12 protein-coding genes and 1 pseudogene are annotated in these 14,307 nt (G+C 70.8%); 9 read left to right on the top strand and 4 right to left on the bottom strand.

The window, feature by feature from the left end; translation table 11 throughout:
- The first annotated feature begins 136 nt into the window (after nucleotides 1-136).
- From OG580_RS34540 to OG580_RS34525, 4 genes are all read left to right on the top strand, one after another.
- A complete protein-coding gene (locus OG580_RS34540) occupies nucleotides 137-1,012 on the top strand; it encodes an ABC transporter substrate-binding protein (RefSeq protein ID WP_267047593.1) in 876 nt (291 codons plus the stop codon).
- Nucleotides 1,013-1,022: 10 nt separating this feature from the next.
- Nucleotides 1,023-1,931 (top strand): amino acid ABC transporter permease, encoded by a 909-nt coding sequence (locus OG580_RS34535; RefSeq protein ID WP_267047592.1) that lies wholly within the window; start codon nucleotides 1,023-1,025, stop codon nucleotides 1,929-1,931.
- Complete coding sequence (locus OG580_RS34530) at nucleotides 1,928-2,671, top strand: amino acid ABC transporter ATP-binding protein (protein ID WP_267047591.1); 744 nt, start codon at nucleotides 1,928-1,930, stop codon at nucleotides 2,669-2,671. The genes OG580_RS34535 and OG580_RS34530 overlap by 4 nt, the downstream gene beginning before the upstream one ends.
- A 172-nt stretch (nucleotides 2,672-2,843) precedes the next feature.
- Nucleotides 2,844-3,731 carry a PhzF family phenazine biosynthesis protein gene (locus tag OG580_RS34525; protein ID WP_267047590.1) on the top strand — a complete coding sequence of 296 codons (888 nt, stop codon included), beginning with the start codon at nucleotides 2,844-2,846 and terminating at the stop codon, nucleotides 3,729-3,731.
- 134 nt (nucleotides 3,732-3,865) lie between these two features.
- On the opposite strand, the gene OG580_RS34520 is transcribed toward OG580_RS34525, so the two are convergent.
- The gene (locus OG580_RS34520) at nucleotides 3,866-4,045 is read right to left on the bottom strand and encodes a hypothetical protein (RefSeq protein WP_267047589.1); all 180 of its coding nucleotides are present in this window, start codon (nucleotides 4,043-4,045) and stop codon (nucleotides 3,866-3,868) included.
- A 108-nt stretch (nucleotides 4,046-4,153) separates the two neighbouring features.
- On the opposite strand from OG580_RS34520, the gene OG580_RS34515 reads away from it, so the two are divergent.
- The gene (locus tag OG580_RS34515; RefSeq protein WP_267047588.1) at nucleotides 4,154-5,245 is read left to right on the top strand and encodes a PP2C family protein-serine/threonine phosphatase; all 1,092 of its coding nucleotides are present in this window, start codon (nucleotides 4,154-4,156) and stop codon (nucleotides 5,243-5,245) included.
- A gap of 4 nt (nucleotides 5,246-5,249) precedes the next feature.
- Here the strand turns inward: OG580_RS34515 and OG580_RS34510 are convergent, their stop codons facing one another.
- The gene (locus OG580_RS34510; protein ID WP_323182696.1) at nucleotides 5,250-7,268 is read right to left on the bottom strand and encodes a SpoIIE family protein phosphatase; all 2,019 of its coding nucleotides are present in this window, start codon (nucleotides 7,266-7,268) and stop codon (nucleotides 5,250-5,252) included.
- A gap of 60 nt (nucleotides 7,269-7,328) precedes the next feature.
- Nucleotides 7,329-7,646, bottom strand: a pseudogene (locus tag OG580_RS36210) (PAS domain-containing protein); the annotation flags it as partial.
- A 160-nt stretch (nucleotides 7,647-7,806) separates the two neighbouring features.
- Here OG580_RS36210 and OG580_RS34505 point away from each other — a divergent pair.
- Nucleotides 7,807-8,658 (top strand): hypothetical protein, encoded by an 852-nt coding sequence (locus OG580_RS34505; protein ID WP_267047587.1) that lies wholly within the window; start codon nucleotides 7,807-7,809, stop codon nucleotides 8,656-8,658.
- A gap of 171 nt (nucleotides 8,659-8,829) precedes the next feature.
- Here OG580_RS34505 and OG580_RS34500 read toward each other — a convergent pair whose 3' ends face one another.
- A complete protein-coding gene (locus OG580_RS34500) occupies nucleotides 8,830-9,030 on the bottom strand; it encodes a DUF5988 family protein (RefSeq protein ID WP_267047586.1) in 201 nt (66 codons plus the stop codon).
- Between the two features lie 161 nt (nucleotides 9,031-9,191).
- Here OG580_RS34500 and OG580_RS34495 point away from each other — a divergent pair, with 161 nt between their 5' ends.
- The 3 genes from OG580_RS34495 (at nucleotide 9,192) to OG580_RS34485 (ending at nucleotide 14,226) form a co-directional block, all read left to right on the top strand.
- Nucleotides 9,192-11,870 (top strand): SpoIIE family protein phosphatase, encoded by a 2,679-nt coding sequence (locus tag OG580_RS34495; RefSeq protein WP_267047585.1) that lies wholly within the window; start codon nucleotides 9,192-9,194, stop codon nucleotides 11,868-11,870.
- Between the two features lie 357 nt (nucleotides 11,871-12,227).
- Nucleotides 12,228-13,328: a hypothetical protein gene (locus OG580_RS34490; RefSeq protein WP_267047584.1), complete on the top strand. Its 1,101-nt coding sequence runs from the start codon at nucleotides 12,228-12,230 to the stop codon at nucleotides 13,326-13,328.
- A gap of 97 nt (nucleotides 13,329-13,425) precedes the next feature.
- The gene (locus tag OG580_RS34485; protein WP_267047583.1) at nucleotides 13,426-14,226 is read left to right on the top strand and encodes an SDR family oxidoreductase; all 801 of its coding nucleotides are present in this window, start codon (nucleotides 13,426-13,428) and stop codon (nucleotides 14,224-14,226) included.
- Nucleotides 14,227-14,307 lie beyond the last annotated feature (81 nt).

The raw sequence follows: 14,307 nt of genomic DNA, 5'->3' as shown, positions 1-14,307 counted from the left end.
GCATGTCCGGAACTCTCCTGCTGGTACGCCGCCTCCACGTGGACAACGTGCGCTGTGCGGCCGATCTGTGTCGCTGAGCGCACAGCACCGGCCCTCTTTCCCGTACCTTTCCCGGACTTCTCCCGAAGGACCTCTGATGTCCCGTACCCGCATATCCCTGGCGGCCTCCGCCGCCGCCCTCGTCGCGCTGGCGGCGGCCGGCTGCGCGCCGCAGCCGCAGAACACCCCCGCAGCGGCCGGCGCCAAGGACGCCGCCCTGTGCACGACCGACAGCCCGAGCCTCCACAAGCGCGGCCGGCTCACCGTCGCGACCGACTCCCCGGCCTATGAACCGTGGTTCGACAGCAACACCCCGTCGAACGGAAAAGGCTTCGAAAGCGCCGTGGCCTATGCAGTGGCCGAAAAGCTGGGCTTCGAACGCGACCAGGTGAAATGGGTCGTCGAGCCTTTCGCCCATTCGTACGCCCCCGGCCCCAAGGCTTTCGACTTCGACATCAACCAGATCTCCATCACGCCGCAGCGCGCGAAAGCCGTCGATTTCTCCACCAGTTACTACACGGCCAATCAGGCCATCCTGGCACTCGACGGATCCGCGTTCGCGAAGGCCACGTCCCTGAGCGCCTTCAAGGACGCCAAGATCGGCGTGCAGGTCGCGACGACCAGCTACCAGGCCGTGCTCGACCAGATCAAGCCCTCGAAGCAGCCGAGCGTCTTCAGTACCACCAAGGACGAGGTCACCGCGCTGCGGAACGGTCAGATCGACGCGATCGTCACCGACCTGCCCACCGTCTTCTACCTGGCCGGGGCGGAGCTGGAGAACGGCGAGATCGTCGGCCAGTTCGGCTACGCGGGCGGCACCCCCGAGAAGTTCGGTCTGCTGCTGCCGAAGGACAGCGGGTACACCTCGTGCGTCAACCAGGCCCTCGACGAACTCAAGGCCGACGGCACTCTCGCCAGGCTCACCACGCAGTGGCTTTCCGCCTCGGCGAACGTCCCCGAGCTGAAGCGATAACGGGCCGGCTGTGGACATCGGCAAGACAGCCGTACCGGACCGGTCGGCCGCCTCTCCGGGCACGTACGACACCGACTACCGGCCCAGCGACCACGAACGGGAGCGGCAGCGGTACCGCCGCTCCCGCAAACGCCGCCACACCTGGGTCTCCACCCTCTGCACCCTGCTCGGCCTGGTGGCGGTAGGCGCGGCCGCGGTGGCCTCACCGGGCTGGGAGCGCGTCGACAGTCTGTTCTTCGACGGCGCCGAGCTCCGCTCCGCCTTCCCCGACCTCCTCCGGGGCTTCTGGCTCAACATCCAGATGTTCCTCGTCGCCGAGGTGCTGATCCTCGTCCTGGGACTGCTGATCGCCCTGGTGCGGGTGACCCGCGCACCGGGTCTCCAGCCGCTGCGGCTCGCCGCCACGGTCTACGTGGACGTCTTCCGCGGCGTACCGACCCTGCTGCTGATCTTCCTCGTCGGCTTCGGACTACCGGCGCTGCAACTGCAGGGCACCCCCTCCGAGCCCTGGATCCTCGGCGTGATCGCCCTCACCCTCTCCTACACCGCGTACGTCGCCGAGGTGTTCCGGGCGGGACTGAACTCGGTCCACCCGGCCCAACGGAACGCCGCCCGGGCCCTGGGCCTCAACGAGCGGCAGACCGTGCGGCACGTCGTCCTGCCCCAGGCCGTGCGCAACGTGCTGCCGCCCCTGCTCAACGACTTCATCGCCCTGCAGAAGGACACGGCACTGGTCGCCGTCCTCGGTCCGCTCGAGGCGCTGCGGGCCGCGCAGATCAAGGCGGACTACGACTTCAACTACACCCCGTACCTGGGAGCGGCCCTCTTGTTCATCGCGGTGACCATCCCGCTGACCCGCTTCGCCGACCGGCTCCAGCGGCGGGCGGCGCAGCGCACCTGGGCGGGGGCGGGCCGATGAGCGAGTCGCTGCTGCGCATCCGCGGCCTCCGCAAGCAGTACGGGGAGCGGCTGGTGCTGCGCTCGATCGACCTGGACGTCGCCGAGCACCAGGTCGTCTGTCTGATCGGCGGCTCGGGTTCGGGCAAGTCGACCCTGCTGCGCTGTGTGGACCTGCTGGAGGTCGTCGACGACGGGACCGTCCACCTGAGCGAGACCGAGCTGACCGATCCCCGTCTCGACCCCGACGTCGCCCGCCGTCGGATCGGCATCGTCTTCCAGGCGTACAACCTCTTCCCGCATCTGAGCGTGCTGGACAACATCACGCTCGCGCCGCGCCAGGTCCACGGCGTCCCGCGCAGGAAGGCCGAGGCCTCGGCCCGCGAGCTGCTCGACCGCCTCGGGCTCGCGGACAAGGTGCACGAACACCCCGACCGGCTCTCCGGCGGACAGCAGCAGCGGGCGGCGATCGCCCGCGCCCTGGCCACCGAGCCGGAGCTGCTGCTCTTCGACGAGATCACCTCGGCCCTCGATCCCGAACTGGTCGGCGAGGTCCTGGACGTCGTCGCCGACCTGAAGCGGCGCGGCCTGACCATCCTGATGGCCACCCACGAGATGGACTTCGCCCGGCGGGTCGCGGACCGGGTCTGCTTCCTGGAGGGCGGCGTGATCGTGGAGCAGGGCACCGCGGAGCAGGTGCTCACCGCTCCGCGGGAGCAGGCCACGCGGCGCTTCCTCGCCCGCGCACTCGACCGTTCCTAGCGCCGTCTCCCGCGGATCGCGGAAGCCGGTCCCTCCCCCTGTCGCGGGGAGGAACCGGCTTCCTCACGACCCTGTCGATGGTGCACCGCCGTAGGTCGTGTCCGGGCACGGAGCTCCGGGACGGTCCCCGGACCCGGGGAACTACCTCGGGGCTCCGCGCCGTTCTCCCGGCATGAACTCCGTACGGGAAACCCCCGGCGTCCTGCGTTACACCGCTTTTTCCGACGATCCCGAGGGGGGCAATCCCGCTGGAGTCGTCCTCGATGCCACGGGCCTCGGCGACGAGGAGATGCTGGCGATCGCGGCCGAAGTCGGCTACAGCGAGAGCGCGTTCCTGACAGCGCCGTTCGAGGGAGCGGGCTCCGGCGCATCGGACGCCGGGCGCACGTACACCATCCGCTACTTCAGCCCCAAGGCGGAGGTGCCCTTCTGCGGTCACGCCACCGTCGCGACGGCGGTGGCCCTCGCTGAGCGCATCGGCCCCGGCGATCTGGTGTTCACCACGCGTGCCGGGACCGTGCCGGTCACCGTGACGCGGGAGGGCGGGGTACTGCGGGCCACGCTCACGAGCGTCGAGCCGCACATCGAGGAGGTCGCGGCCGATGACCTGGCAGAGGCACTCGCCGCGCTCGACTGGCCGGCCGGCGACCTCGATCCCGCCCTGCCTCCCCGCATCGCCTTCGCGGGCGCCCGTCATCTGATCCTTGCCGCCGCGAGCCGAGAGCGCCTGGCCCGCCTGGCGTACGACTTCGCCCGCCTGGAGGCCCTGATGCACCGGCTCGACCTGACGACGCTGCAGTTGGTCTGGCGCGCCTCTGCGGAGGTCTTTCACGTCCGCGGGCCGTTCCCGGTGGGCGGTGTGGTGGAGGACCCGGCGACCGGGGCGGCGGCGGCCGCCTTCGGCGCGTACGCCCGTGAGCTCGGACTCGTGCCCGAGGCGACGGTCCTCACCCTCCACCAAGGGGAGGACATGGGACGTCCTGGCGTCCTGACGGTGGAACTGCGGGCGGGCGACCGGCGGATCAGGGTCGGCGGCGCAGGGACCCGCATCTCGGCCTGATCCGATCAAGAGGACCTGACCGATCGAGTTCGCCGGCTACCGGCCCACGCCTCGTTCCCGGCATAGCGGCCGCCCGATGGTGCGACGTGGACGTCTTCGCCCTCCGGGTCGCCGACGTTCCACTGCGCCCAGCCCTACGGGGAGCACACCGCGATGTCGAGGACGTCGCGGACCGTCGCCTTGGCGGGCGCGGAGAGCTCGGTGAGCGTCTTCACGCCCGCGGGGACAGTCGCACCGCTCAGCCAGCGGTCACTGCCGCGCGACGAGCGCATCTCGATGACACCGTCCGTGACCGCCCCGTTTCCGCGAGTCAAGGACGAATCATGCGGTCGCGCCCTCGCAAGCCCGCCGGCGGGCTCTGTCACACGCGGAGCCCACTTGTCACGTCGCTGAGCGAGCCCCTCGCGGATACTCTGGGATTCATGATCGAGTCCGGACGGCCGCGGCTCCGTCGGAGCTACGGCTACGGCAGGCTCGTGCGGCTGTCGCCGGTGATTCTGACCGTCGTGATCGCCAGCCTGGCCTACGCCACTCCGCCGGAGATGGCCTTCAGCCGCCTCCTGCCCGCGGCGCCGGCTCTGGCCGCCGCCATGTGGCCGGTCCTCCCGACTGTCCTCCTCGGGACCGTCTGCCTCCTTCTGATGATCGGCCTCAGCTTCGTCTTCCCCGATCTCGGGACGTGGTGGACGTGCGGGGGAATCATCGCGGTCACCGTGGCCGCCGCATACGGAAGCCATGTCCGGCTTCAACGGGAGCGCACGCTCTTTCAGGTACGGCTCGTCGCCGACGCGGCCCAGCAGGTGGTACTGCGGCCCCTGCCGCACCGTTTCCGGAACGTCGAGATCGAATCGCTGTACCTCGCGGCCGCCGCGGAAGCCCGCATCGGCGGGGACTTCTACGAGGTGGTCGATACGCCGTACGGAGTACGGCTGCTCATCGGCGACGTGCGGGGCAAAGGCCTGCCGGCGGTGGGGGCGGCCGCGGCGATCGTCAACGCCTTCCGGGAGGCGGCACACGGCGAGGCCTCCATGGCCGACGTCGCCCGCAAGCTCGACGCGAGCTGCGCCCGGCACAACGCCGCCCATCCACCCGAGGCGCCGATGGAACGCTTCGCCACCGCGCTGCTCGTCGAGATCCCGCATCAAGGCAGCCACATCACCATCGTCAACTGCGGACACCCCCCGCCCTTGATCCACAGCCTCAAGGAGGTGCGCACCCTCGAGCCGTCCGTCCCCTCGCCTCTGCTCAGCCTCGCGGAAATGCTCGGCGACCAGTACCGTGCGGACGCCTTCGACTTCGCTCCCGGAGAACTTCTCCTCCTCTATACGGACGGGATCGCCGAAACCCGCGCCCGGGACGGTGAGTTCTTCCCGTTGACAGCGTGGATGCGCCGACAGCCCCCCACACCTCCCCGTGATCTGCTCACGGCGCTGCACCACGACCTCCTCCGTCACAGCAGAGGCAGCCTCGACGATGACATCGCCGCCTTGGCCGTACGCCTGCACACGCCGTGAGCCGTCAAGGCACGGGCAAGGCCTGTTCCGCCCAGATCGTCTTACCCGTCGGCATGTAACGCGTACCCCAGTGCTCGGTGAGCTGGGCGACCATGAACAGTCCACGTCCGCCCTCCTCGTCGTTGCCTGCGTAGCGGGCATGGGGTGAGGTGTGCTGCGAGTCGGAGACCTCACAGATGAGAGAACGGTCCCGGATCAAGCGCAGACCGATCGGGCCGGAGGCGTGACGGATCGCGTTGGTGACCAGTTCACTGACCACCAGTTCCGTGGTGAACGCCAGATCGTCCAGTCCCCACCGCACAAGCTGTTCCGCGGCCATCGAACGTGCGCGTGCGACGAGCGCGGGGTCCGAGGGCAGCTCCCAGGCCGCCACCTGGCGTGCGTCCAGCGCACGGGTGCGCACGACAAGGAGCGCCGCGTCGTCCCGCACATGGTCCGGCACCAGCTCCGCGACGATCTGGGCGCACAACAGGTCGGACGACGATCCTCGCTGCTCCCCGAGTACAGCCGCCAAGCGGCCCAACCCCACGTCGATGCCTTGCCCCCGCGCCTCCACGAGGCCGTCGGTGAACAGAACGACCAGGCTTCCTGCGGCGAGCGTCACTTCCGCGCCCTCGTACGGAAGCCGTCCCACGCCCAGAGGAGGCCCCGGTGGCAGACGAAGGAAGCTGACGGGGCCGTGCGGCTGCACCACAGCCGGCGACGGGTGTCCCGCCGCCGCCCAGGTGCTCGTTCGAGAAGCTGGATCGTAGACCCCGTAGACACACGTCGCTCCGACGGCGCCACTGCCCTCCGAGCCTTGCACCTTCTGGTCCGACGCGTCCTTGCCGACTTGATCGTTCAGCCGGGCCAGGAGTTCGTCGGGCGCGAGGTCCAGCTCGGCCAGGGTGCGCACCATCGCGCGCAGGCGCCCCATCGTGGCAGCGGCTCCCAGCCCGTGGCCGACGACGTCCCCCACGACGAGTCCGACACGTGCGCCGGACAGCGGAATGACGTCGAACCAGTCGCCGCCGGCGCCGAGGTGGCTGTCGGCGGGCAGGTAGCGACTCGCCGCCTCGACCGCGCTCAGCTCGGGCAGCGACCGTGGCAGCAGACTGCGCTGGAGCATGAACGCTGCGGTGCGCTCTCGCCGGTACCGCCGGGCGTTGTCCATGCACACGGCGGTCCGCGACGCCAGCTCCTCTGCCACCGCCCGATCATCGTCGCCGAAGGGTTCCGAGTCCTCGCCCCGCACGAAGGTGACAAGACCCAATGGCGTCCCCCGCACGATCAGCGGGACGTACAGCCGTGTCGGCGCGACCACGGCGTCCGCGGTCGCACGGCCCCCTGCCAGGCTTTCGGCCTGCGACGATCCGGTGGCGTACGCGACCTGCTCGCCCACCCGAGAGGGTTCTCCGTCGGAATCGGCCACGCGCACCAGGTCCCATGCCGTGACGGGCTTCGGTTCCTCTCCTTCGAGCACCTCTGCCGCCACGTCGACCAGCACGGCGTCGGCGTACTGCGGCACGACGATCTTGGCGAGCTCCGCTGCCGTCACGGACAGGTCGAGTGTCGCCCCGATCCGTGCACCGGCCTCCGCGAGGAGAGCGAGGCGCTGCTGCGCACGGTAGTGGTCGGTGACGTCGATGGACTGTTCGCACACGCCCACCGGCTCTCCCCGGCCGTCCAGCAGTCGGAAGTAGGACGAGGACCAGACGTGCTCACGCCGCGGGTCGGCCGGGGCGCGCCCTCGGAAATGCACGTCGATGACCGGCTCACCGGTCTCGAGGATCTGTTGGACGAAGTCCTCGGCCGACGCCAGATGCTCGGTGGTGAGGACATCGCCGGGAAAGAGTTCGGTCATGGAGCGGCCCAGCGATGCTGCGAGGTCGCCGCCGAGCTCCTGGACACTGGATGCGTTGGCCCACAAGAGGCGCGCGCCGGGGCCGTAGATGGTCAGTGTCACGGGTGACTGGGTCACGAGCCCCTGCAGCATCGCCTGTCGGGTCTCCCACCAGCGAAGTCCCTCCAGCTCGGTGGCCATGAGGACGGCGGTGGGGGCCCGGCCGGTGGAGTCCCCGTCGGAGGCGGGAGCCAGGGGGCGCAGAGCCACTGCCACACGGAGGGTGTGTCCGCTACGGTGGCGCGCGTCCACGACGGCACTGGGTGTCCCACCGAACCACAGTCGCTGATCCGGTCGCCGCTCCTCCGATCCGTCGCGATCGGCGTGCGGGGTGACGAGCAGGTCCGCCGCCCGGCGTCCCAGTACCTCCGAAGCGGGATATCCCAGGAGGGCCTCGGCCTCACTACTCCACCCGACGAGCTCTCCGTCTGCGGCAATCAGGGCGATAGCGGCCGGGGGCGGACCGAGGTGCCCGCCTTCGTCCGCCCCGGCGGGAGGAGTGAAAGGTAGCCCTTCCATGGTCCTATCATCCTTCCGTGCGGTCGCGACCGCAGTGCGCTCGGTCCGGTCCGGACGGCCACGACACGACACGGGCGGGGCGCCTCCGTACTGCTGACGGAGAGGAGGTGGGGACGGAACGTCCCCACCTCCTTTTTCTTCTATTCCCGGAGGAGTACGCATGAAGATCGCCCGACGGCGCGACGGGTGGTCCGAGATGTTCGTGACCGACGAACCGTGGGATCCCGCATATACCGAGCGGTTCGAGGACGGTACGTGCGACGGGCTGGTCATCGGAGCGCCCGCACGCCGGAAGACCGGTCCCGCCGTCGACCTCGCCTTCCTGACCGACCTTGCCGGACTGCGCAGTCTCCGCGTCCTGAGCGGTGTCCCGGACCTCTCCCCGGTGACGCGATGCCCCGGACTCGTACGCCTGCGGCTGCCCGCGTCCGCCACCCAGGAGCTGGACCTGGCCGGGCTGCCGGAGCTCCGGGAGCTGGAGGCCCCGTGGCCGGTCGTGGCCCGGTCCCTTTCCCTGCTCGCCTCCCTCGACGACCTCGTCCTGCCGGAGTGGAAGGGAGCATCCCTTTCCGCGCTCGGGCCCAAGCCGGCCCTGCGGAAGCTCCGCCTCGAAGCGAGCCGGAAGCACGTCACCGACATGGAAGGTGCCGCGCTCTTCCCGGCCCTGCGGGAACTCCGCCTCTACGACGGCCGGCTCGCCCGTTCCGAGCTGCTGGCCGGGGCCGCGGCACTGGAGGACGTATCCCTGCTCTCCGCGAGGACCGACGCGATCGCTTTTGTCTCCGGTCTCGCTCTCCTGCACCGCCTTGAGCTGGAGAACAGCGGTGACATCGCCTCGCTCGCCCCTGTCGCGGACCATCCGGCACTCCGCGAGGTGATCGTCTCCGGTTCGACGCGAGTGGTCGACGGAGACCTCTCCCCCCTGCTCGACAACGCTCGACTGACCTTCGTCGCGCTCGAACGCGGCCATGCCCACTACAGCCACGCACCGCGCGAGGTCCGCAAGGGCTGACAGTCTTCGCCGACCGGCCGGCGGAACTGCTCTCCAGCCTCGATCGCGGTCCGCTCCCGTCGGCGGACCGGCCTGCCGGTTCGGTGAAGACCGGGACGCACGTACCGGGCGAATCGACTCGGTGACGTGATCCGAGTCCACGACACCCGTCACGGCGTGTGTCCGGCCGCCCTACTCGGCGATCTCCGTACGCTCCCACCATTCGTACACCCGCAGGGTTCCCTCCGCGGTGTCGTGCCGGCGTTCGGTCTCCCTGAAGTGCTCGTATCCGCCGAGGTGCGGGATCTTCACGTCCTCGCCGGGGGTCTCGACCGTGACGATCCGCTCGGGGAGGTCGTCCGGCCCGCCTTCCAGCAATACCTTGTGCGCCATGGCACCAGTGTCACCACCCTCGGTGCGCATCGCACCCGGGAGGCGTCCGCCGGCCCCACAGCGCGGTACGTGCCCGTGGGCCGGTCCGTTCCGTGGGCCGGTCCGTTCCGTGCCCGGGCAGCCCGCTCGCCCGCCGTTCGGGCCGGTGCTAGACATGGACTATGGCCGGACTCCTCGGCCGCCTGCGCTCCGCGTTGAGCGTCCGCACCGTCGCCCGCCAGGTCTTCTCCCTACAGGCGGCGATCGTGGTGCTCCTCGTCGTCGCCGCCGTGGTTGCTCTCGTCCTGCAGTCCCGTGCCGACAGCGAGCGGGAAGCGCGCAACCGGTCCCTCGCCGTGGCCGAGACCTTCGCCAGCGCGCCGGGCATCGAGGAGGTCCTGGCCGGTCCCGACCCGACCGCGGAGCTCCAGCCACGCGCCGAGGAAGCGCGAAAGGCGTCCGGCGTCGACTTCCTCGTGGTGATGACCAAGGACGGGATCCGCATCACCCACCCCGATCCGGCACAGATCGGAAAGCACTACATCGGCACGATCGGCCCTGCGGCAGCAGGCGGGATCGTCAGGGAGACCGTGACCGGCACCCTCGGCCCGTCCACCCGCGCCGTCGTCCCCGTGACCGACGCCGAGGGCGACGTGATCGCTCTGGTGTCCGCCGGGGTCACGCTCGAAGCGGTGAGCGGTGTCGTCGAGCATCAGCTGCCCCTGCTGCTCGGTGCCGCGGCGGCCGCGCTGGCAGTCGCCACCTTCGGTACCGCTCTGGTCGGCAGGCGGCTGCGCCGCCAGACCCACGGCCTGGGGCCCGCCGAGATGACCCGCATGTACGAGCACCACGACGCGGTACTGCACGCCGTGCGCGAAGGCGTTCTGATCCTCGACGGCGACGGTCGGCTGGCGCTGGCCAACGACGAGGCCCGCAGGCTGCTCGGTCTGAGCCCGGAGGCGGAGGGCCTGCTCGCCCATGAGCTGGGACTCGCCCCGGACATCGCCCGGCTGTTGACTTCCGGACGCTCGGCCACCGACGAGGTGCACCTGGCCGGAGACCGGCTGCTCGCCGTCAACCAGCGGCCGACCGACCCCGGAGGGGGGCCGTCCGGCTGTGTCGCGACGCTGCGGGACACCACCGAACTGCAGGCCGTCACCGGCCGGGCCGATGTGGCGCAGGAACGCCTGAAACTGCTGTTCACCGCCGGATGGGAGATCGGTACCAGCCTCGACGTCGAACGGACCTCCCAGGAGCTGGCGGACTTCGCCGTCCCCCGGTTCGCCGATTTCGTCACCGTCGACCTGGCCGACCCGGTCCTGCGGGGCGAGGAGCCGTCGCAGGACGGTGCGGCGATGCGCCGTGTCGCGTTCCGGGGTATCCGGGACGACACACCGCTCTACCCGCCCGGAAAACTGATCCAGTTCGTCCCGTCCACCCCGCAGAGCCTCGGCTACGGCTCGGGCGAGACGGTCCTGGAGGCGGACATGACCGCCTTCTCCGGCTGGCAGGCTCAAGACCCCGAACGGGCCAGGGGACTTGTCGAGGCCGGCATCCATTCGATGATCGCGGCTCCGCTGCGTGCCCGCGGCGTCATCCTGGGTGTCGTCACGTTCTGGCGGTCGCGCAAGCCCGAGCCGTTCGAGCACGACGACGTGACACTCGCCGAGGAACTGGCCGCCCGTGCGGCGGTCACCATCGACAACGCCCGGCGCTTCACGCGCGAGCACACCATGGCGGTCACCCTGCAGCGCAGCCTGCTCCCCCGCGCCCTGCCGGAGCAGAACGCGCTCGACGTGGCCCACCGTTACCTGCCCGCGCACGCGGGCAGCGGCGGTGTCGGCGGAGACTGGTTCGACGTCATCCCGCTGCCCGGCGCCCGCGTCGCGCTCGTCGTGGGGGACGTGGTCGGCCACGGGCTGCACGCCGCCGCCACCATGGGCCGGCTGCGCACCGCGGTCCACAACTTCTCCTCCCTGGACATGTCGCCCGACGAACTCCTGTGGCACCTCGACGAACTGGTCACTCGGATCGACCAGGACGAGAGCGGCGACGGCGACATCGCGCCGGTCACGGGTGCCACCTGTCTGTACGCGCTCTACGACCCGGGCTCCCAGCTGTGCACGATGGCCCGCGCCGGCCACCTCGAGCCCGCCGTCGTGCACCCCGACGGCAGCGCGGCGTTCGCCGCCGTACCGGGCGGACCACCCCTCGGGCTCTCCGGACTCCCCTTCGAGACAGCCGAGATACGACTCCCCGAGGGCAGCAGCCTCGTGCTCTACACCGACGGTCTCGTGGAGGACCGCACCCGCGACATCGACGAAGGGCTGGAACTGCTGCGGCGTGCTCTGGCGCACCCCGGCCGCACGCCCGAGCAGACCTGCGGCGCGGTTCTGGACGCGTTGCTGCCCGAGCATCCCTCGGACGACATCGCACTGGTGGTCGCCCGCACGCGTGCGGTCGACAGCGCCCGTACAGCCGCCTGGGACGTCGCGTCCGAACCGTCGGCCGTCGGGCAGGTTCGCGCCGCCGTCGCCCGCACGCTGGCCGAATGGGGTCTGGAGGAGGAGTCGTTCACCACCGAGCTGATCCTCAGCGAGCTTGTCACCAACGCCATCCGCTACGCCGCCGAGCCCGTCCGCGTACGTCTGATCCGCGACCGCGCCCTGATCTGCGAGGTCTCGGACGGCAGCAGCACCGCTCCACACCTGCGGCGCGCGGCGACCACCGACGAGGGCGGACGGGGCCTGTTCCTGGTGGCCCAGTTCGCCGGCCGCTGGGGCACCCGCTACACCGCGGACGGCAAGGTCATCTGGACCGAACAGCCACTTCTCACCGGCACATCGGGCAACGACCGGTGATGCTCGGCGACGCCTTCGGCCGTTGGCCGCTCCGGCTCCCCGCCATCCCGGCGCACCGCGGCGACGACCGGTGCGACCCCGTCCTCGCTCCGGATCCGTTCGGAGAGTGCCAGGGCACGACGGCGGTAGACCGGCTCGCTGGTCACCTCTTTCAGAGCTGCGGTCAAGGCCCGTGCCCGAGACCGGTGTACGGCGCTACGTCCCCACGCGACCCGGCTGTCATCACCGCTACCCTCATGGCCGCAGTATCCCGCCGTCCGGTGATCGACGGCGTCTCGCGCACCGGATGCCGTGAGTGCCTCCGACGACTGGTCTCGGGCATCATCGAAGGTGGGGGGCCGTCGACGAGGAGTGGCGATGAGGCTGTCGTTCCTTGAGCCCCTCTACGCAGAGCCGGGCCCGTACGCCTCCGTGTATCTGGACACCTCCCGGGACGTCGAGCATCCCGAGCGGGCGATCGCGCTGCGCTGGGAGCGGCTGCGGGAGAGCTTGACCCGTCAGGGCGCGGACGAGGCGCTGACGAACGTGCTGGAGGAGGTGGTCGGCGCCGACGCAGAAGTTCCGGGGGTGCACGGGCAGGCCATCTTCGCCGCCCACGGCACGCTCGTCCTGGACGGGGAGCTTCCCGAGCCACCCGAGCACGACTCCGCGCGGTACAGCACCCTGCCGGACGCCATGCCCCTGGTCACCCAGCACGTTCCGGAGATCCCGTACATGGCCGTGGTCGTCCACTACGGCGGCCTTCCGACCGCCGAGACCCACGGCTGGGTGGCGCTGGAGGCGGAGACCGGCACCTGGCCCACGTCCACCGTCACCCCGGGTGAGCGGCTGCGCCGCAGGGTCGCGGTGGCGACCTGGCATCGCACCTGCGTCCGGCTCGGCCACCGGCTGGACGAACGGGCGCGGCGCGCCCATGCCGACGCCGTCGTCGTGGGCGGGGACGAGTGGGCGTGCAACGTACTGATCCGCCGCCTGCCGCACGCCCTGCGGGACAAGATCGTACGCGTGAGCGGCCCGACCCCCACCGACACCGGACGCGCCCTGTTGGAGCCGCAGCTCGACGGCGTCTTCCGCGGCCACATGGCCGCGCACGACCGGGAGCTCGTGGACGTCTTCATCGGTCGGCGTGCCCTGAACGGGCCCGTGGCGGAGGGTCTGGCCGCCACCGTCGCCGCCCTCCAGCGGGGCCAGGTGGCAGCACTGCTGCTGAACCGGCCGCCCGGGTCCTCACCGCGGCTCTGGGTGGGCTCCCAGCCCACCCAGCTCGCCCTGACCGAGGCGGAGCTGACGTCCTTCGGTGTACGGGCGCCACGCGAGGAACGCGCCGACGACGCCCTTGTCCGGGCCCTCGTCGGCACCCGTGCCGAGCTGGTCGTCGTACCGGAGAGCGAGCTGAGGCTGTACGAGGGCGTGGGCGCCTTGCTGCGGTACGCCGACGCGAGGTCGTCGGGCAGGTGAGGGAGAGACGGGTCCGGGCGCCGCGCGAATGCCGGTGACCCACCAGGGTGAGACAGTGAAGCAGGGGACCGAGGTGCTCGATCCGGAGGTGCTGCCGATGGCAACCGTGCTGGTCACGGGCGGTACCGGGCATCTGGGACGCGACGTGGTCGCCCGGCTGAAGCCGTCGCACCACGTGCGCGTGCTCGCCCGTTCACCGGGATCGGATCCGGATGTGGAGTGGATCCGAGGAGACCTCGCCACCGGCGAGGGGATAACGGCGGCGGTGTCCGGGTCCCAGGTCATCGTTCACGCGGCAACGCTCTCCCCGGCTGCCAGACGAGGCTTTCTCCTGCCGGTCGACTTCTGGCGCAGCCCGCCGGAGGTCGATGTCGACGGCACCCGCCGACTCCTCGCCGCGGCCGTCCACACCGGGGTGACCCACTTCGCCTACGTGTCCATCGTCGGCGTCGACCGGGCCCGCATCCCGTACATGCGCGTCAAGCACACCGCCGAGGAGCTGGTACGAGCCGGGCAGGTGCCCTGGTCGATCCTCCGCGCCACCCAGTTCCACTGGCTGACCGACCGGATGCTGGGCAAGGCGGCCCGGCTGCCCGTAGTGCCGTTGCCCACCGATCTGCGGACCCAGCCGGCGGACTCGCGCGACTTCGCCGACTACCTCGCCAGACGCGTCGTCGAAGGTCCCGGCGGGCAGTGCGTGGACTTCGGAGGTCCGGAGGTGCTCACGCTCGGCGAACTCCTCGCGACGTGGCAGCAGATCCGCGGCAGGCAGCGACGCCTCCTGCGTGTCCCGGTACCGTCCGCGGTCGAGCGGGCGGCCCGCGACCTGACCTGTCCCGATGGCAACCGGGGCACCATCACCTGGGCCGAGTGGCTACGCACCCACCCGCCGGAGTGAGCCGCTGCCCGGCCGGCAGGGTGATCCGGAAGAAACGCTCGCCCCGCCGGGGAGCCGGCGGGGCGAGCGGTCGGAGCGGAG

This window comes from Streptomyces sp. NBC_00094, from assembly GCF_026343125.1.
Classification (GTDB): Bacteria; Actinomycetota; Actinomycetes; order Streptomycetales; family Streptomycetaceae; genus Streptomyces.
Note: the sequence above shows the minus strand (reverse complement) of the source record. Positions and strands in the feature narration are given on the sequence as shown.